Origin of the sequence: Rothia sp. HMSC065G12 (assembly GCF_001811455.1) — a bacterium.
GTDB lineage: Bacteria > Actinomycetota > Actinomycetes > Actinomycetales > Micrococcaceae > Rothia > Rothia dentocariosa.
In genome coordinates this window covers 36380-56139 of record NZ_KV804801.1, presented here as the reverse complement: position 1 = coordinate 56139, position 19760 = coordinate 36380, and the positions used below count along the sequence as shown (strand labels likewise).

Sequence of the window (19760 nt, the reverse complement as noted above, 5' to 3'; positions counted from 1 at the left end):
TGTGAATTCGTCCAACCGCACTGATGCGGCGACTCCCGGCAGCGCGGATTATCGCAGCAAACGCCGCATCCGTATTCTCGCAACTTTTGGCTTTCTGAGTATTGCCCTGATCGTCATAACCGTGGTGTCGGCGGGGTTGGGTCAGTACAATATTCCGACCGATCATGTGGTGGCTTCGCTGGGGCGCCGCTTGGGTATGATTCCCAAGGATCCGACCGCCTATCTTGAAGACAGCACCCTGTGGAATATTCGTTTTCCGCGTGTGCTTTTGGGGCTGCTCGTGGGCGCTGCCCTGGGATGCTCGGGCGCGGTCATGCAGGCGGTTTTCGGTAACCCGCTGGCCGAGCCCGGGGTTATCGGTGTGTCTTCGGGCGCCGCGGTGGGAGCATGTGTAGCGGTCGTTTTCAATCTCGAATTCTTCGATATTTACACGGTTCCAGCTTTCGCCTTCGGCGGTGCCCTCGCGGCAACAGCACTGGTTTATTTTCTCTCGCGTTCCTCAGGTCGAGCGAAAGTTCTCTCCATGATTTTGACGGGTATTGCGGTAACTGCGGTGGCAAACGCCGCAATCGCGTTCTGCCTGTACCTGGCCGATAATGTCAGCCGCGACCGCATCGTCTTCTGGCAGATGGGATCGCTCAACGGGTCTACGTGGAAGGCTCTTGCCAGCGTGTGGTTCGTGATCGTAGCGGGGCTAATCATGTGCTTGATGATTTCACGCAAACTTGATCTGTTGGCGCTGGGCGAGCGCGCGGCACAGCATTCCGGGGTGAATGTTGAGCGTCTGCGCGGTGTTGCGATTGCTGCTACGGCGCTTTTGACGGGTGCGGCGGTGGCTCATGCGGGCATTATCGCCTTTGTGGGGCTTATTATTCCGCATCTGCTTCGGCTTATTGTGGGGCCGTCTAACCGTTTGCTGCTGCCTGCTTCGGCGCTGGGCGGGGCGCTGTTAATTGCGCTTTCCGATTTGGGGGCGCGCACTCTCATTCCGGTCTCTGACCTGCCGATCGGTATTTTTACGGCGCTCGTGGGTGGCCCTACGTTCTTCTTCCTGCTGCGCCGTTCGATGGGGAAGGGAGGTCTTTAATGCTTATTGTTGATGAGGTGTCGCTGTCAGTGGGCGGGCGGCGCATCTTAGAGGATGTCTCTTTTGAGGTTCGGGCGGGCGAGGTTGTGTCGCTCATCGGTCCCAATGGTGCCGGTAAGTCCACGATTTTGGGGGTTATTGCAGGCGATATTAAGCCTGATTCCGGTTCGGTGCTGCTCAAGGATAAGCCGGTGGGTGAGTATTCATATCTTGAGCTTGCGCGCCTGCGTGCCCTGCTGCTGCAGAAAACTCAGGTGGCGTTTTCGTACCTGGCACACGAGGTAGTGGCGATGGGGCGCACCCCGTGGCGCGGTACCGAGCGTGCGCATGAGGACGACGCCGTGATCGAGCAGATGATGGCGTGCACGCATACAGAGATGATGGCAAATCGCGATGTGACAACCCTTTCGGGCGGCGAAAGCGGGCGCGTGCATTTGGCTCGTATTTTTGCGCAGCAGACTCCCCTAATACTCTTGGATGAGCCTACGGCGGCGCTGGATATTAAACATCAGGAACAGACTCTGCAGATGAGCCGGGAGCTTGCCGCTGAGGGCACGGCGGTGTTGGCGGTTCTGCATGATTTAGATGTGGCGGCGGCGTATTCGGATAGGATCGTGCTGCTGGATAGGGGTCGTGTGGCTGCCAACGGTACCCCTGCCCAGGTGTGTACCGAGGAGCGGCTGAGCCGTGTGTATCAGCATCCGATTGAGGTTTTGGAGCATCCGGTGACGAAGCGACCTCTGGTTCTGCCGCGGCGATAGAGCGGCACTGTGCTTTGAGTCGTCCTTTTTCTGGGCTGCTACCCCGAATATTTCATGCCGGTATCCGACGGATTCTCAGTATATTCCCAGTTCGGCATATAAGCCCTGTGCCATGGTTACTTGTTAGAATAAAGTAATGCCCGGCGCAGGGTTATTTCTCGTGATAAGAAGTCTGAACTCGCCCGGGTGCAGTCCAAACCGTATGTATTACTCTTCCCCTACCCCACGAAGGAGAGTACCCCATCCATGAGTTCTGACCAGCACAAGACAATGCTGTCTGAAGCCTCCGGTTATGTTCCCGAATATTCTGCTCAGGCACACAGCGGTTCTCAAGAGCTTGCTGTTCACGGGCTCAGCAGCGATGAGGTTGCTAAGCTCACCGCCGCCGGTAAGGTCAATGCTCAGAATAATAAGTCTTCCCGCACCTTGTGGAGCATTATGCGGGCACACCTATTTACGGTATTTAACCTGGTGCTTGGGCTGTGCGGTCTGGTTGTGATTCTGTACCAGCGTTGGGCTGATCTGCTCTTTCTGTTCGCCGTGGTGGCGAATGTGATTATCGGTTTTGTGCAGGAGTACAAGGCTAAACTTGAGCTCGACCGTATCTCTCTGCTTGACCGATCCCCGATCACGGCAGTACGCGATGGCGCTATGATCGAGGTTCCTATGGAGTCCCTGGTTGAGGGCGATGTGGTAGTACTCAAACGCGGCGACCAGGTTCCTGCGGATGCGGTGGTCCTCACCTCCGATTCGCTAGAGCTGGATGAATCCCTGCTGACCGGCGAGAATGACCCCATTCCGAAACGTCCGGGCGATATGGTGCTTTCGGCATCGAGCGTGCTCGGCGGCACCGGGCGCGTACTGCTCTCGGCGGTGGGCTCCGAGTCCCGTGCAAGTAAAATTTCCGATGAGGCCCGTCAGTTCTCGCGCATCCAGTCTGAGCTTCGCGATGCGCTCGACCGCGTGGTGCGGTGGATTACCTTCGGCCTTGCCATCATTATCCCGATCGTGCTGTGGGGCCAGGTGCGCGCGGCGGGCGGCCTTGAGATCGTCAATCGTGACGGTCTCTGGGAGAACGTTGCTATTGCGGTAGTTTCGTCAGTAGCATCTATGATTCCGCAGGGTTTGGCGCTCATGACAACCTTGGCGTTCGCGGCGGCGGCTGTGGCTCTGGGACGTAAACACAATATTTTGGTGCAGGAACAGCCCGCCGTTGAGGTGCTCGCCCGCGTGGATACGGTGTGCTTCGACAAGACGGGCACCCTGACCGAGGGCGGCGTGATTTTCGATTCGGTACGTCCGCTGACTACTCCGGCCGAGGCAAAAGCACCCGATGAAAATCAGGCGTGGCGCGCATCCCTGCCGCAGGGCTGGGACCAGGCATTGGCGTGGTTCGGTCATGATGAAAACGCGAATCCGACCGCAGCAGCACTCACCGGTGGGTTCGAGCAGGCGCCCACCGAGCAGGTCAGCGGCATTGTGCCGTTCTCATCGGCGTTACGCTTTAGTGCTATCGAGTTTAAGTCTTCGGGAGCCTGGCTTCTCGGCGCTCCCGAGGCTCTGCTGAACCAGGGCACCGAGGAACGTGAGCGGGCCCGTGAACTCGCATCATTAGGTCTGCGCACGATGGTACTCGCGCATGCATCCGCTGTGGTACGCAACGATGACGGAGACCCGGTGCAGCACATCCCCGCCGACCATACCCCCGTGCTCTTCGTGATTTTCCGCGAAAATGTACGTTCCGATGCCCCCGAAATCGTGGACTATTTCAATCGCCAGGGCGTAACCCTCAAGGTGTTCTCAGGCGATAACCCGTACACGGTGCAGGCAGCTGCGAAGACCGCCGGCATGGATATTTCTGCGGGCGCGATTGATGCCTCTACCCTGCCGGAAGACGGCCCCGAACTCGCCGAAGCCGCCACAACCCACAATATTTTCGGTCGCGTTTCGCCCGAGCAGAAGAAGAACATGGTGATCTCGCTCAAAGAGCAAGGGCACGTCGTGGCAATGACCGGCGACGGTATTAACGATGCGCTCGCCCTCAAACACGCCAATCTCGGCATTGCAATGGGTAACGCTGCACCCGCGACGAAAGCCGTCTCGCGCCTGGTGCTTCTGGACGGCAAGTTCTCTTCGCTTCCCGCTGCCTTGGAACAGGGCCGCCAGGTGATTGCGAACATCGAAATGGTGGCAAACCTGTTCCTAACAAAGACCGGCTTTGCGATCCTGCTGGGTGTGGTCTTTGGTCTGATGGGCCTGATTTTCCCGTTCTTACCGCGCCAGTACTCGACCGCGGATTTCCTGATTGTTGGGGCGTCCTCTTTCGCGCTGGCACTGCTGCCGAACTCGCGCCGGTACGTGCCCGGATTCTTGCGCCGCGTGCTAAATTACACGATTCCGAACTCTATTATCGTGGTGGCGATGCTGGTTCTGGTAAACCTGGCGGCGCTGTTTATCTTCCGTCCGGAAGGGGATATACGACAGGTTCAAACGGCATCGTTTATCACCCTGGTGATTATGGGGCTGTGGAATCTGGCAGCGGTAGCACGCCCGCTCAATACCGCACGAATGCTTCTCTTCGGAGCGCTTTTGAGTGTCTTCTTCGCAGCCCTTCTGGTACCGCTTCTCGTCAAGTATCACCAGTTTGAGATGCCATCGACGGAACTTCTTATGCTCTCTATCGGCGCCGGAGTACTGGGTGCCGTGCTGATTGAGGTGAACGCGCATCGTAGTCGCCGCTGGCAGAAACGCAGCTACCCCGAGCTTGAGGTGGCTTCACTGAGCTTCTTCCCTTCCGCGACGAAATAGCTCAAGACCGCATCTTCCCCTCAGCAGTCGTCTAAGAACCGGTGCCGTAACATCTAATGAACGGCACCGGTTCGGCGTTTAAACTCTTTCGGATGCTCTGCCTCGCCGTAACGTAAAAACCGCCGTATACCTGAACGGCACAATTTACACTTTCTGAACTTTCAAAACCTCATCTTGCGCTCGCGCAGGTTTACGCCTAAAGTTACATGCAGATATTGTGATTCTAAGAATCACAAAACCATAGAACACAGGGTTGTTACTGGTAAGGCAGGCAAGACCTGAGTTGCTGAATCCCTTGAGGGAATAGATTCCCTAGGGTTCGTCGTTATACCCACGATGCTTTAATGCATCACGGTACGGTGGCAGGCAGCTCGGGTCTTTTTTGTTTCTCTCGGGGCGTTTTGCTCTGAGGATGCCGCCGGCAACATCCCTAACACACTATTCACCGTGCAAGGATAACAACGTGAAAAACCACGAACTTGGCGAGAAGATTCTGACGGGACTTGGCGGTTCCGAGAATATCGCCCACTTTACGCACTGCGCAACCCGTTTGCGCGTAACTCCCGCCGACAGGAGCAAGGTCAATACGGAACAGATTAAGAGCATCCCCGGGGTGCTCTCGGTCATTGAGCAGTCCGGTCAGACTCAGGTCGTGCTCGGCGATCGTGTTGAGGGGGTCTACAACGAGATGCAGACCCTGCCTGGCATGGCGAACCTTGGCGAAGATAATGCTGGTTCCAAGAAGGCTTCCGGGGGCAAGAAGGCTGGCTGGCTCACCAATATCTTCGATGTGCTCTCCGATTCCTTCCGTCCCCTGCTGTGGGCGCTGTTGGGCACCTCCATGATTCTGACCCTGATCGTGTTCTTGCAGCAGTTCGGTTTCTTCGGTCAATACACCGACCTGACCGGCCAGAGCGTGAACATCGATATTGTGAACGGTCCGCGACTTTCCGATGAAGCCGCCGGTAAGGCGCTCGAAGCCGAATGGATGAAGCAGTTCGCTTTCTGGTACATCCTTAAGGCTGCCGCTCTGTCGGTGCTGAACTTCATGCCCATTATGCTTGGCGCAACCGCCGCAAAGCGTTTGGGCGCGAATATGTGGGTTGGTGCGGCTATTCCGGCGGCGCTGATGACCAGCACCTTCCAGAGCCTCACCAAACTTGCTGACCCGGCTACTAAGATGCTTGACGTATCCATTATGGGTCTACACCTGCCGCTGTACGCCTACGATTACACCGGCCAGGTGTTCCCGCCCCTGCTGGCGGTTGCCCTCTTGGCACCTCTGGAGCGCCTGCTGAAGAAGATCATTCCGAACATGCTGCAGATGGTCTTCGTCCCCATGCTGTCCGTTATTATTCTGGTACCTGTAACCGCCTTCGTGGTGGGTCCCATCGGTATTGGCGTGGCTATGGGTATCTCTGACTTCCTGAAGAATGTTAACGATGTAGCTCCGGGAGCTGTGGGTGCGCTAATCGCAGGTCTGTACCTGTTCATGGTTCCGTTGGGCCTGCACTGGCCGCTGAACGCCGTGATGATTAACAACCTGCAGACCCTGGGCACCGACTTCATCCAGTCCCCCATGGGTGCTTACAATTTCGCCGTCTTCGGCGCGGTCACCGGTGTTGCTATTAGGGCTTCACGGAATAAGGAGCTTCGCCAGACTGCGGTGGGTGCTTCCATGTCCGGCCTGCTCGGTGGTATTTCCGAGCCTTCCCTCTACGGTGTGGTTCTACGCTACAAGCGGGTTATTCCCCTCATCCTGATACCGGCTGTGGCCGGTGGTGCCACCATCTCACTGCTAGGGGTCAAGTCGCACGCTTTCGCCTTCACCTCGCTCCTGTCGATTCCCGCAATGCAGCCTTCCGCCCTGTATGCTCTGGGCTTGGCAATTGCGTTCGGTGGTGCAATGACGGGTGTTCTGCTCTTCGGGTATGAGTCCAGGAACGCTGCAAAGGCTGCCGAGGCTCCTGCAGATTCCGCACGGGATGCGGCGGCAAGCGCATCTGCGAAGAAAGACTCCGCCGAGCAGGCCGGGTCAGCATCCGCAGCTGCAACCGCTGCAGCGCCCGCACTAGAGGCAGGTACCGTTCTTGAGGTGGCTTCTCCCTTAGAGGGTAAGGCCGTAGCGCTTTCCGAGGTTCCAGACCCGATTTTCGCTGCCGGTAAGCTCGGCGAGGGTGTTGCTGTTGAGCCGACCGGCACCACCGTGGTTGCACCTGCGGCGGGTAAAGTCGCAGCTACTTACCCCTCCGGTCACGCGGTGGGCCTCAAGCTGGATAACGGCGTGGAACTTTTGGTGCACGTCGGTTTGGATACCGTGAACCTCGATGGTGAAGGCTTTACCGTCAAGGTAAAGAAGGGAGATCAGGTTGCCGCTGGCGATACGCTGATCGAGTTCGATCCTGCGGTCATTAAGAAGGCCGGTTACCCGCTCATCACTCCGGTGATTGTGACCAATACCCGCAAGTTCGCCTCGGTTGAGGGCGTTGTGGGTAATGCAAATAACGCATCCACCGTTTTGAAGGTGACTACTAAGTAGGTTTTCCGGTGAGGCAAAAGCCCCGTGTGCAGTTGAGCTGCACGTGGGGCTTTTGTGATATTCCGTTGTTTAGTCATGGCGGCGGAGCCTCTTAAGCCCCCGGTTCATACTACGATTTTTTCTCCCACCCCACGTTAATCCACACATTGGGGTCGTAGTAGGGTGCTGCGAAGAGCGCGGGACCATAGTTGGCGAGTTTTTTGCGCACCGCAAGATAGTTGGGCCCGTTGTACAGCGGAATATAGGTGGCAACATCCTGCTGATGCTTCTGTTCAATGGCGTTGGCGCGTTCCAGCTGCTGGTGTGTATCCTCGGTTCCCAGCATCTGCGCCGCCATGCTGCGGATTTCTTCGGTGCTCCAGCCTTCCGTGACGGAAGCGTACAGGTAGTTAACCGCCTCCACGGGGGTTGGGGTGATGCTGTACCCGGTGAAAACCGCATCGTAGTCGCCAGCGGCGAGCGCAGTGCTGTATTCGTTGGCTGGGCGGGTTTCAACCTTGGCGTCAATCCCCATGCGCTTGAGTTGTTCCATCATGAAGTTGCTCATGGAAGCCACCGTTGGCTCGGTCGTGAAGTTGGTGATGGTCAGGGCGGCTTTTTCTTCGCCTTTGGTGTAAATACCTGCGCGAGTGTATCCGGCTTTCTCAAGGATTTTGACGGCGTTTTCGATGCTTGGTCTGCTGGGATAGTTGTTGCGGTACCCGTTTTGGAGCGGCAGGAAGCAGAGCGAGCCGGGCAGGGTTTCTTTCCAGCCAAGCTGTCCGAAACGTATATGCTGAATCTGTTTGCGGTCGATTCCGGCAACCACGGCCTGGCGTATGGGCAGTGGAACTTTGCGGGGGTTGAGCTGTAAAACGCCCGCGTAGAGCGCCATTCCGCGGCGAATTTCGATGTCTGCAACACTCGTGATGTCGTTGTAGGCGCTCACGGTGTTCACGTTAACAACATCAAGTTCTCCGGTTTTGAAGGATGCGCGTTCTTCGGCGCTGTCTTCTATCTCGTACCAGGTGATGGTATCGAGAAGGGGCTGTGTGCCCCACCATGCTGGATTTCGCTCGACTCTCAGGTATCTTTCGGCGGTATTCCACTCTTGAACTTTGTAGGGTCCCGCTCAGTATTTATCAAGGGGTTTATCAAAGCCGTTGTTGAAGAGCTCCGGGTCTTTTAGCGCCGGGTGCAGGAAGAAGCAGAGGCTTCCATCGGCTGGGTACCACGGGGTTTTCATGGTAATGCTGATGGTGTGTTTGTCACCTGCTTCTTCGATCGAGGCTATCTGTTTCCAGGCTCCCCCGTCGTGTATTCGGTAGTCGTTGCCGCCGTCGTCTTTGCCGCGCAGGATTTCCCAGGTGGTGCGCAGTGCCTCAATGTCGATAGGGGTTCCATCGTTAAACGTGGCTTTTGGGTTGATCTTGATGCTGATGGTTTGTGTACCGTTCGCGGTTTCGGCTTTGAACTCGGTAACGTAGTCGGGGTTGGTAGTGAGGTTTCCGGCGTAGTCGCTTATCCATCCCCCGGTGGCGGCCGCCGAGTTCACGGCCGCGTGAATAGTGAGCATTGAGATTCCGTACCCGGATTCAGAGGTAATGTTAAAGTTTGGTCCGATAGCTGGATATGACAGGTTGAGGCTGCCGCCTTCGCGCAACTCGGCTCTATCGCGCGGGTTGGTTGCTGTTGCTTCTTGAGAGTCTGTTCCCCAGCCCGAGCCGGGCAGTTCTGAAGCGTTGGTTCCGGATTGGCAGGCGGTGAGCACGCCGATTCCTGAGAGCGCAAGAGTACCAGTGAGCAGGGTTCTGCGAGAGACAGATACGTTCTTCATCGAAGCTCCTGAGGTTCTGGGGAGAATCTGTGCCGGGTGAGCTAGTTCGCCGTGAATGGGTAAAACATACCGGATGCACAACAGTAAAACATCCCTGCTTAATTATATCCCGGCTATCCTGCCTTTTGAGCTTATTTCACGCGGTTTCATGAGCTTTCGCAACACCCTTCATCTTTTGATCTTCGCCACGCTGATCTTGCCGGTGGCTGTCGGCGGCGGAGGTATATACCGCCTTCACTGGTTGGAATTACATAGGACCAGCACAGAACCTCAAGGGCTTCATCTCAGCGACTACTAGTATCTTTCAGAAAACAGCCCAGCAAAAGCAAGTGCCCCCAACCGCATATCGGTCAGGGGCACTTCGGCTCAACAGTGCTGCAAGATTGACTACTCCTGCCAGCCTACATTGACCCATAGATTAGCATCTGTATAACTTGTCTGGAACAAGCGAGGACCATAGTTTGCCAGCTTACTCTTCACAGCCGAGTAGCTCGGACCATTAGCGAAGGGCAAGTAAATAGCAACCTTTTCCATGTGGAGCTTCTCTACCTGGTTGGCAAGCTTAATCTGCTCATCCTTAGATTCAGTTGCCGAAATCTTAGCAATCAGCTTATCGATTTCGTCGTCACCCACACCGTTGTTAATATCCTTGGTGTAGAAGTACTGGGGGCTATCTGCCATATTCGCGCCTACAGCCCAACCGGAAAGCGTACAATCGTAACTCTTCGTACCCACGACAGAGTTAAAATTCGACTCTGGCTGATTATCGTTGGTTACTTTAATACCGGCTTGTTTAAGCTGTTGCTCTATTCGCTGGAATTTTGCTTGGGTGACGGTATCACTACCGAAAGTAGTAATCGAGAATCCTGCAGTCTTACCGTCCTTCTGGTAAAAGTCACCGCTCTTGGTGTACCCTGCTTCTTCCAGAATCTTCTTGGCAGTATCTGCTCCCGAATCCTTCGGAACGTTATCCTCATATCCCTTCTGGAAAGGCATAGCGAGCATAGACCCGGGCATTGGTTCTTCCCAGCCAACCTGCTTAAAGGTAACATCTGCTAGTTGAGAACGATCAACCGCTGCAAAAGCAGCACGGCGAACCGCCAGATCTGTAACGCGAGTAGCATTAAACTGCAAGTTCTGCACGCCAGTATTCTGACCTGAACGAATTTCAGTACCGTTCTGCCCCTTAACCGCGCTATAGGTTGCAGCATCGGTAAATCCTGCGGCATCCAGTTCACCGTTCTTAAATGCAGCCCGAAGAGAATCGATACCCATCTGACGCCAGATAATCTTCTCCAGCAATGGCTTCTTCTCGCCCCACCACTTATCGTTCGGAGCCAAAGTAATAACCTTCTCAGAAGAGTTCCAGTTACTTACCTTAAAAGGACCAGCCCAGTATTGATCCATAGGCTTATCGACAAAACCATCGTTGAACAGCTTCTTATCGACAAGAGCAGGATGTGTAGCAAACGTACCCAGGTCATCCGATAGATAGTATGGAGTTGAGAGAGTGATCTTTACATGGAACTTGTCACCATCGACAGCTTCAATACTTTCCATCTGCTCCCATGAAGGGTTGGGGATGATGTTGTAGCCTGAGTCTCCGCCACCCTTATAGATCTCCCAGTATGCCTTGACTGCTTCAACGTCAATAGGAGTACCGTCATTAAAGACCGCCTTGGGGTTAATCTTGAATTCTACGGTCTGAACCCCATCTTTAGTCTCCATCTTGTGTTCCAAACAGAAATCTTTGTTGATAGAGCGTTCGCCTGCAGGGTCCGTATTATAAAAACCAACAACGGCTGGTATGTTACAAGGGCCTCCAAAAGCTGCTAGGTTCTCTGTGGTATAGCCACTCTGAGTCATGGTGTTGAAGTCCGGGCCCAAAGCACTTACGGAAAGTTTCAGTTCGCCACCCTTCTTCAGTGAAGAGTAGTCTTGCTTGTTAATCTGCAGATTCTTGACAACTTCTTCCGCGCTAGAAGCTGCTTTGCCGCTTAGCTTGTCATCTTTTGAACCGCCACACGCAGCCAGTAAGCCAACACTTCCCAGGGCGACAGTGCCCGTCAGCAGGGTGCGGCGGTTGAAGGTTCTCTGAACGTTCATGATGAGGATTCTCCTTTACTGCCTCGAGTCTATACGATGTGACACATCACCTATGATTCAAGGCACATACAACAATGTTGCTTTTATAGTACAGAACCCCCTACCCCACCGCAAATAGTTTTCGTGCCTTACCAACCTACGGAATTTTCTACCGTGTAAAACCTGTAGATTCTCCCCCGTCATATATTCGCTTTTTTAGAATAAAACTAATTTTTATCCGCAAATGCGATAAAGCGCGAGCGGATAATATTTTGTCGAGCAGATAACGGGTTGTTATCTGCTCGACAAAATATTATCTGCTCGCCGGGTTAGGGTGAGTGCAAATGTGCATAACACCCACCCCATCTGTCAGAAAGCAAGTAAAACTACTTCACCCAACCAACCTTAGTCCAGTCGATGGTCTTGAACAGGAACGCACCATAGTTAGCGAGACCCTTCTTCGTGAAGACGTAGTGAGGACCGTTAGCAGCGCATCCTAAGAAGGCAAGTTCGGCGGTATGCTTCTTCTCGATCTCGTCGCATTTGAGGTTCCGCTCCTTATCGTCCTCAATCAGAAGCATTTCATCAATCATGGCGTCGATTTCGGGGCTGCCGATACCGTCGCTATTGGACGAGTGGAAGAACTGTTGGGTGGCGACCGTAGCATCGGGATTATTCGCCTCGTATCCCGCGAACGTGATGTCGTATTCCCAGTTGCCCAAGACCCGACCGAAATCGCCTTCGGGATGCTGATCGACCTCAATATTGAGCCCGGCTTCTTTCATATTCCGCGTAAAGGTCTGAGCCATACCCTTATCAACAGGATCGTCGCCAAAGATCACGATCTTGTAGTGAATCTGCTGCCCATCTTTCGCGTAGAACTCACCGTCTTTAGTGTATCCGGAGTCCTCAAGCACCTTCTTGATGGCATCTTTGGGACTGCCCTCTACCTTGGGGAATGCATCCTGATAGTACTCCGAGAACGGCATGTGGAGCATCGATCCGGGTATCTCTTCTTCATAGGGCAAGCCCTGGTACCGAATCTTGGCAAGGGCCTCCCGATCAAGCCCATAGAAAATAGCCTTCCGCACGGCGGCATCCTTGACCCGCCGGGGGTTCACATCGATACCGGAAACATGCAGGCGCACTCCCTTGTGGAGTTCCGTGCCCGCCACCGCCTTAAACTCGGAGTAGGCAGAGGCGGTCCCGGCAGCCGCAGCATCGATTTCGTCATTCTTGAAGGCCGCTTTCTTCGCTGGTTCATCCATCTGCCGGAAGATAATCTTCTCCAGCACGGGCTTATCGCCCCACCATTTATCGTTCGGCACCACCGTAACGGTCTTCTCGGAGGAGTTAAAGCCGCCGTCTTTGATCGTGAAGGGTCCACAGCCCCACTCGGGATGCAGATTATCCACAAAGCCCTCATTGAAGACCTTAGGATCTTCCAGCGCCGGATGCAGAATAAAGGTGAATAGGGCGTTCAAGGGGTAGAAGGGCTTCGAGAATGTCACCTTCACGTGAAAGTTATCTTCTTCGGCTTCCACGCTTTCAACGTATCCATAAATATCCGAGGCCACAATATTGTATTCCCCGTCAGCCTTTTGCTGAGTTTTCCAGGTGGCCTGCAGGGCTTTCACATCAATAGGCGTTCCGTCGTTGAACTTGGCCTGGGGATTCAACACGATCTTGACGATAACCTTCTCCCCCTCTTTTCCGGGGGTAAAAGACTGGGCATATTCTTTCCTGAGGGTCGTAGTACCGTCAAAGTCTAGGGTCCACAAGCCTGCATCATGAATGGTGCTCATAATGGTCTGAGTATCGGTCATATTGCCCGACGTAGTCCGGGGGTTGAAATCTGGTCCCATCGACCCGACCGGCAGCCGCAGGGTTCCGCCCTGTTTCAGCTCAGAAACCTCGTGAGCATTGATGTCGTAGAGGTCTTTAAGGTTTGCACCCTGCCCGGGAGCGGTAGTTTTTCCGTCCTTCGCACCGCCGCCACATGCGGAAAGCACACCGACGGTTCCAGCTGCCGCAGCTACGCCCAGCAGAGACCGGCGAGTCAGTGCATGAGGAATGAACGCTGCTGGGGTTTTGCTGATGCTCATGATGTGTTTCCTTACGTGTATGCGCCCTGCGATGGGCTTGGTGTTTCAGAGACTTTGAGATAACTTATGCAGTATTATGCATAAATTATCCATACCCAGAACCATACACCAAGCTTCACGCAAAGGGTAAGGAAAACAGTAATAATGTGTTGTAAATTACATATTTTTATGCATATTTACACATGTTTTGAGTGTATATTTTCTTATTTTTTCAGGAAATAATGAGCATAACTTACAATAATCTAGAATATTTACTGAATATCATGTGTGGCTATGAGGGCACAGACAAGGCGCATCCCTACTCCCCCACGAGGGAATGCAGGATGCGCCTTATACATATTTGTAGAACGCTCCCCTAATTTCTAGGGGCTATAGCTCAGCAGACTAGTTTGTGAATCCGATGCGCGACCACGCCGAAGGGTTGTACTGCGGATCATCAAAGAGAAACGCACCGTAGTTCGCCAGGTTCTTCTGGCAGCATACGATCTGCGGACCGTTGTAGAAGACGCTGCTCGTAGCAAATTCCTCCATATGCTTCTTCTCGATCTCGTTGCACTTGAGGTTACGTTCTTTAGCATCCTCAATGGAGAAGAGCTCTTCAATCATGGCGTCAATCTCTTCGGAACCAGCCCCATCGTTGTCTTCGCGGGAGTAGAACTGCTTGGTGCCTTCAGTACCATCGTTGCTGCTTACGCTGTACCCAATGAAGCTCAGTTCGTGCTCCTTGGCAGACATCACCTTACCCAAGTTACTAGCAGGCTGCTGATCGACATCGCTCTCAATGCCCAGATCACGAAGCTGCTGAGAGAGGAAACGCGCCAGAGATTTTATGGTGTTATCCTCACTAAAGTTGTTCACCACTACTTTCGCGCGTTTTCCATCCTTTTCATAGAAATCGCTGTTTTTAGCGTATCCGGCCTCTTCAAGAATCTTAGCGGCCGCAGCCTTCCGATCGGCTGCCTGCGGCATACTATCGGCATAGTACTCCGAGAACGGCATATGGATCCTCGATCCGGGCAGGGCCTCGTTGAACGGCAAACCCTTAAAGCGAGTATCGGAAAGCGCCTTACGATCCAAGCCCACCATAATGGCGCGGCGAAGCGGAGTATCAACTTTGACGGGGTTCATCACCACACCGCCTGCAAAGAGGCGCTGGCCCTGGCGGAACTCGGCATTTTTAACATTTTCCAGTTCCTTGTATACGCTCACGACGTTAGCGTTTACGGCGTCAAGCTCGCCATTGGCAAAGGCGGAACGCTGCGCAGGGGTATCGAGCAGGCGGAACGTAATGGATTCGAGAACCGGTTTTTCGCCCCACCATTTGTCATTTCGTGTGACGGTCAGCGTTTTCTCGGTTGAGTTCCAGCCGCCTTCGGCAACCTTAAACGGTCCTGCCGCATAATCGGAATTCGGCTTATCCACTAGACCATTGGCAAAGAAATCGGTATCCGTCATTTTCGGATGCACCACATAGCTGAAGAGGCTGGCAATCGGGTATGAAGGCTTCGACATCGTGACCTTCACGCGGGTTGCGCTGCCGTCTTCTTCGATTGACTCAATATTTGGGTACAAACCAGTGCTCTGAATCTGATAAGTCTTGTTGTCTGAAAGAACTTTATGAGTCGCTCTTAGCGCTTCAATATCGAGCGGGGTACCATCGTTGAATTTTGCCTTTTCATTCAACGTGATATGCAAAACCTGTTTGCCGTTCTCCATTGCGGAGGTGAACTCGGTGCAGAAGTCGGGGTTGGGTGAAGTTTTGCCTTCGTAATCTTGCTGCCACAGACCACTCGTGAGCAAAGAATTATACGAAGAGATAGCACGAGCATTATCGCCAACGGCGCCCTGAGTATGCAGAGGATTGAAATTTGGTCCCAAACTGGTAACCGCCAGACGCAGCTTTCCGCCGGATTTGAGGGCAGAAATATCCTGCTTATTAATTTTTACGAGGTCTGCGATATTCGCACCTGCCGTTGCTGCAGCCTGAGTAGAGCCGGAACCACCGTTCTTGCCGGAACAAGCCGCAAGCATACCAGCGGTGCCCAGTGCAGCACCACCTGCGAACAGGGTGCGGCGGTTCAGAGTGGAGTGAGCTTTCACGAGCGTATTCTTTCTATCACCGACAAACGCACAGTCTAGCGCTACCGCCCGTGGTAGCGGCGTTTGATACATCTTAATTGTATTCATAGAATTGCAGAGCGAGAATTTATTTCCTGCAATCTCAAATACTGGTAATTCATATCACTATTTCGCTTTATCGCATAATATAAATTTTTATCTCTTTAAAACGTTGCGGGGATGATTCTCATAGAAGAATCACCCCCGCAACACACATGCGGTTCTACGAAACCGACTCTAACGCTACATCGGGAAGGTCTGCACCATCCGGGTAGTAGCAAGCATAACCGTGGTCTTCGCCGTCAAGCGTGATAACCTCGGGTTTTTCTTCCAGGCACCGCTTCTGCTTATCCTCAGGAAGCAGCTTAAAGATGGGGCACCTGCTGGAGAAGCCGCATCCTACCGGGGCATTGACCGGAGTGGGCAGGTCGCCATCCAGCATGATGCGCTGGCGCTTAGCCTCAACCTCCGGGTCTGGCACGGGAATAGCCGAAAGCAAAGCCTTGGTATACGGGTGAATCGGGTTATCAAAGACCTGATCCACGTGACCAATCTCGACGATGCGCCCCAGGTACATAACCGCAACCCGATCAGAAGCGTGGCGAATCACGGCGAGGTCGTGCGCCACCATCAGGTAACTCAGACCCAGGCTCGCGCGGAGTTCCTCAAGCAGGTTAATCACGCCCGCCTGAACGGAAACATCCAACGCCGAGACGGGCTCGTCCAGCACCACAAGTTTCGGGTTCACAGCAAGCGCACGGGCAATACCGATACGCTGGCGCTGACCGCCCGAGAACTGGTTCGGGAAGCGGTTCACGTGATCGGGCTGCAGACCCACGATCTTCATCAGCTCAACCACGCGCTTCTTAATATCTGGACGCTTCATACCCTGGTTTTCCAGAGGTTCAGCAAGAATCTCATAGACGGTAAAGCGCGGGTCAAGGGCGCCCGTGGGGTCTTGGAAAACCATCTGCTGGTTCTTGCGCAGTTCAAGAAGCTCACTGACAGATTTATGATCCTGCGTAGAGACACCGTTAATCAGAATCTCGCCATCGGTTTTCTTGCTGAACTCCATAATTTCCAGCAGCGTGGTGGTTTTACCACACCCGGATTCGCCCACGATCGAGAAGCATTCACCCTCACGAATATCGAAAGATACGCCGTCCACGGCCTTTACGGTACCCACGCGGCGCTTCATGAGAGAGCCCTTCATGAGCGGGAAATGCTTCTTCACGTTGCGCACTTCAAGCACCGGCGCGCGATCTTCGCGCGGAATGCTTTCAAACTTCGAAACGGGAGTTTCAGGAACGGTATAGAGTTCTTCGGCCGTCTTACTGATGAGATCCTGCGAGATAGTGCAGGAGGAGTAGTGCCCCTCACCAGCGCCCTTGAGCGGAGCGAGCTCGGGCTCACCAGCATCGTCCTTGCAGCACTGACCGCCGTTTTTGGCGACGGGGCAACGCTCACGGAACGAGCAGTGATCCACCGGGTACAGCAGATTCGGCGGAGTACCCTCAATGGGCACCAAAGAGGTCTTCTGCGAGCGATCCACGCGAGGAACCGCACCCAACAGACCGATGGTGTAGGGATGGCTGGGGTACTTATAAAGGTCTTCAGCCTTAGCGATTTCTACCGGTTTACCCGCGTACATCACCAGAATGTCATCGGCCATACCAGCGACGACACCCAAGTCGTGGGTAATCATGATAGTCGCCGCACCGGTTTCGTCCTGCGCCTTATCCATAACCTCAAGCACCTGCGCCTGAATGGTGACGTCAAGCGCGGTGGTAGGCTCATCCGCAATAAGCACGCGCGGATCGTTGGCAATTGCCATTGCGATCATGATGCGCTGGCGCATACCGCCGGAGAACTCATGTGGGAAAGAACGCAGACGGTCGGCCGGGGAAGGAATACCCACTAAGCGCATGAGTTCGATAGAGCGATCTTTAATCGCCTGCTTGCTCATACCCTTATTGTGGATTTTGAGGACTTCGGCAATCTGATCCCCGATAGTGTACACCGGAGTCAGCGAAGACAGCGGATCCTGGAAGATCATGGAGATGTGCTTGCCGCGGTACTGGCACATTTCCTTATCGCTCAGACCCAGCAGTTCGGTGCCGTTGTATGTGATAGACCCGGTAATATCGGCGGTCGTAGGGTGAAGCCCCATAATCGCCATAGATGCCACGGATTTGCCCGAACCGGATTCGCCAACGATACCTAGGGTTTTACCGGCGTAAAGGTCAAAATCAACGCCGCGCACCGCATGTACAACACCGTTTTCGGTATTGAAGCTAACATGCAGGTCTTTAACACTCAGAACGGGAGAAGTGCTCATGAGTTTTATGCCTCCTCATTCTGGGTGGATGCCTGAGCATCGGGATTGGGGTCGGTTGATGGTGCTGCAGCGTCGGCTTCCTGACCCTGCGCGTCTTCGACTTTGGATGCCGATTTCTGGCTCTTAGCTTTCTTTGACTTCTTGATCTTACCGACCGACATGGAGGTCGGGTCGAAGGCGTCGCGCAGGCCATCATTCATGAGCGAGAGCGGCCCCACCAGCAGGAAGAAGAAGATAACGGGGAACCAGAACATATGCGGCAGGGTATTAAGCTGCTGCGCGGCATCGGAAATCAACGACCCTAGTGAGTAGTTCGGATAGGTAATACCGATGCCGATAAAGGAGTACGCAACCTCAGAGAGCACAGCGATCATGATGCCGGTCGTGAAGTTCAGCACGAGCATCGAGCCGATATTCGGTACGAGGTGCCGCAGCACGATCTTGAAGGGGTGTACGCCCATGTAACGTGCTGCCTTCACGTAATCGCGCCCAATCAGGGATTGCGCCATCGCACGAATCACACGGGCAGGCCCCATCCAGCCGAATACAATCAGCACAGAGGAGAGCACAATCCACGTGGGAACGGTCTTCTGAATCTGCTTACCGATCTGACCGTTGATGAAAATCGCCAAAATCAGCAGCGAGGGAACCATAATCATGGTTTCCAAGAGGAAGAGCATAACCCTGTCGATCCAGCCACCAAAGTACGCCATCACACAACCGTAGATCGCGGAGATAATGACGGTGGCGATACCCACGACCAGACCGATTTCCATTGAGGTCCACACGGCTTCGCTCATCATGGCGAAGAGATCGTTACCGCCCACGGTGGTGCCAAACCAGTGCTCTGCGGAGGGGCCTTCACCGCCAAGGGTCATAAAGTCAGATTCGGTTGCGGAGTACTTGGAAACATATTTGCCGAAGTACCCAAAAAGCCCCACACAGATAAAGACGATAAGCCCGAACACCGCAGCCTTGTTGCGCAAGAAGCGGCGGAGGATAATCACATTCTTGTTGAGAACTTTAAAGTCACCATTCTGCACGACAGGTACCGTGCTTGTTTCAGTTACCTGGCTCATGAGATCCTCACTCGGGGGTCGACGATCGTGGTCGCGATATCGGCGATAATGGCACCGATGGCGAACAGCACGGAACCGTAGGCGAGAGTAGCGGTCGCAGCGTTCACATCCTGCTGACCAATCGCATCAATAGACCATTTACCGATGCCGGGCCATGCAAACACGGACTCCGCAAAGAAGGCACCCGCAAAGATGGTGGGAATGGTGTATGCAATCGACTGTGCCACCGGGATAAAGGACACACGCAGGGCGTGGCGGGTAATCGCCTGGTTACGGGTGAGTCCTTTCGCGCGAGCGGTACGCACGAAGTCTGCGTTCACGTTATCGAGCAGGTATTGCCGCTGAGCAATCTGATAGCTAGCCCATCCGAAAATCGTCATACAGAAGGTCGGCACCACATAGTGCGCCGCCATGTCTATGGTGGTATCCCAGAAGCCTGTTACACCGGGCGTCGAAATACCGGTCACATAGAAAATCTTTTCGCCGCCGTTTTCAACCACAATGTTGTTAATGGCGGTCGCTCCCTGCTGCACCACGAAGTATGCCACGGGGGCAGGAATAATATAGACGAGATAGGAATACCCGGTAATAACCCGGTCGGAAAACTTGTACTGACGCGCTGCCGAGTAAACACCCAGCGCCACACCGATAATAATGGTCAAAATAGTCGCTGCGAGCATCAATCTGGTAGAAACCCACAGGCGCTGACCGAATTCCTGATTGATATATCCGCTGTTTGGGCTGCGTCCCCAATCAAATTTGGTGACAACATTCGTCAGCCATTGAATGTATCTGTCCCACGCACTCATTTCGGGGTCGAGTCCGAGGGAGGCGAGAGTGCGATTCACCTGTTCAGGCGAGGGGCGCGGCACCTTTTCCTGCTCCAAAAGGGCAGGTTTTAGCGTGGTAACAGCCGCAAAATAACCCATAGTCGTGGTTAAGAAAACCATCACGAGGTAAGTGAGCGACCTCCGGAGGATATACCTAAACATGGGGCGGTTCCCCTCCTAGATATTCTGGTTTC

Annotated in this window: 11 protein-coding genes and 1 pseudogene; 5 read left to right on the top strand and 7 right to left on the bottom strand. The window is 54.0% G+C overall.

Features of this window, described 5'->3' with window-relative positions; translation table 11 throughout:
• Nucleotide 1 precedes the first annotated feature (1 nt).
• The 4 genes from HMPREF2804_RS02055 to HMPREF2804_RS02040 all read left to right on the top strand — a co-directional run bounded on the left by HMPREF2804_RS02055 (nucleotide 2) and on the right by HMPREF2804_RS02040 (nucleotide 7195).
• Nucleotides 2-1087: a FecCD family ABC transporter permease gene (locus tag HMPREF2804_RS02055; protein ID WP_048754548.1), complete on the top strand. Its 1086-nt coding sequence runs from the start codon at nucleotides 2-4 to the stop codon at nucleotides 1085-1087.
• Nucleotides 1087-1848: a heme ABC transporter ATP-binding protein gene (locus HMPREF2804_RS02050; RefSeq protein WP_048754547.1), complete on the top strand. Its 762-nt coding sequence runs from the start codon at nucleotides 1087-1089 to the stop codon at nucleotides 1846-1848. The genes HMPREF2804_RS02055 and HMPREF2804_RS02050 overlap by 1 nt, the downstream gene beginning before the upstream one ends.
• Before the next feature lie 246 nt (nucleotides 1849-2094).
• A complete protein-coding gene (locus tag HMPREF2804_RS02045) occupies nucleotides 2095-4656 on the top strand; it encodes an HAD-IC family P-type ATPase (protein WP_172884750.1) in 2562 nt (853 codons plus the stop codon).
• Between the two features lie 463 nt (nucleotides 4657-5119).
• Complete coding sequence (locus HMPREF2804_RS02040; protein WP_048754546.1) at nucleotides 5120-7195, top strand: glucose PTS transporter subunit IIA; 2076 nt, start codon at nucleotides 5120-5122, stop codon at nucleotides 7193-7195.
• A 109-nt stretch (nucleotides 7196-7304) separates the two neighbouring features.
• On the opposite strand, the pseudogene HMPREF2804_RS02035 reads toward HMPREF2804_RS02040, so the two are convergent.
• Nucleotides 7305-8750, bottom strand: a pseudogene (locus HMPREF2804_RS02035) (ABC transporter family substrate-binding protein).
• 316 nt (nucleotides 8751-9066) lie between these two features.
• Between HMPREF2804_RS02035 and HMPREF2804_RS11170 the strand changes: the two are divergent.
• Nucleotides 9067-9309 carry a hypothetical protein gene (locus HMPREF2804_RS11170; RefSeq protein ID WP_048753391.1) on the top strand — a complete coding sequence of 81 codons (243 nt, stop codon included), beginning with the start codon at nucleotides 9067-9069 and terminating at the stop codon, nucleotides 9307-9309.
• An 89-nt stretch (nucleotides 9310-9398) separates the two neighbouring features.
• Here the strand turns inward: HMPREF2804_RS11170 and HMPREF2804_RS02025 are convergent, their stop codons facing one another.
• From HMPREF2804_RS02025 to HMPREF2804_RS02000, 6 genes are all read right to left on the bottom strand, one after another.
• Nucleotides 9399-11117, bottom strand: a complete 1719-nt coding sequence (locus HMPREF2804_RS02025) for an ABC transporter family substrate-binding protein (RefSeq protein WP_070627051.1) — start codon at nucleotides 11115-11117, stop codon at nucleotides 9399-9401.
• A gap of 365 nt (nucleotides 11118-11482) precedes the next feature.
• The gene (locus HMPREF2804_RS02020) at nucleotides 11483-13201 is read right to left on the bottom strand and encodes an ABC transporter family substrate-binding protein (RefSeq protein ID WP_070627049.1); all 1719 of its coding nucleotides are present in this window, start codon (nucleotides 13199-13201) and stop codon (nucleotides 11483-11485) included.
• A gap of 384 nt (nucleotides 13202-13585) precedes the next feature.
• Complete coding sequence (locus tag HMPREF2804_RS02015; protein ID WP_070627048.1) at nucleotides 13586-15301, bottom strand: ABC transporter family substrate-binding protein; 1716 nt, start codon at nucleotides 15299-15301, stop codon at nucleotides 13586-13588.
• A gap of 241 nt (nucleotides 15302-15542) precedes the next feature.
• Nucleotides 15543-17657, bottom strand: coding sequence for an ABC transporter ATP-binding protein (locus tag HMPREF2804_RS02010; protein WP_070627046.1), 2115 nt, complete (start codon nucleotides 17655-17657; stop codon nucleotides 15543-15545).
• 5 nt (nucleotides 17658-17662) lie between these two features.
• Nucleotides 17663-18736 carry an ABC transporter permease gene (locus tag HMPREF2804_RS02005; RefSeq protein WP_070627044.1) on the bottom strand — a complete coding sequence of 358 codons (1074 nt, stop codon included), beginning with the start codon at nucleotides 18734-18736 and terminating at the stop codon, nucleotides 17663-17665.
• Entirely contained in the window at nucleotides 18733-19728 is a 996-nt protein-coding gene (locus HMPREF2804_RS02000) for an ABC transporter permease (protein ID WP_013398417.1), read from the bottom strand. Before HMPREF2804_RS02000 ends, HMPREF2804_RS02005 begins: the two co-directional genes overlap by 4 nt.
• Nucleotides 19729-19760 lie beyond the last annotated feature (32 nt).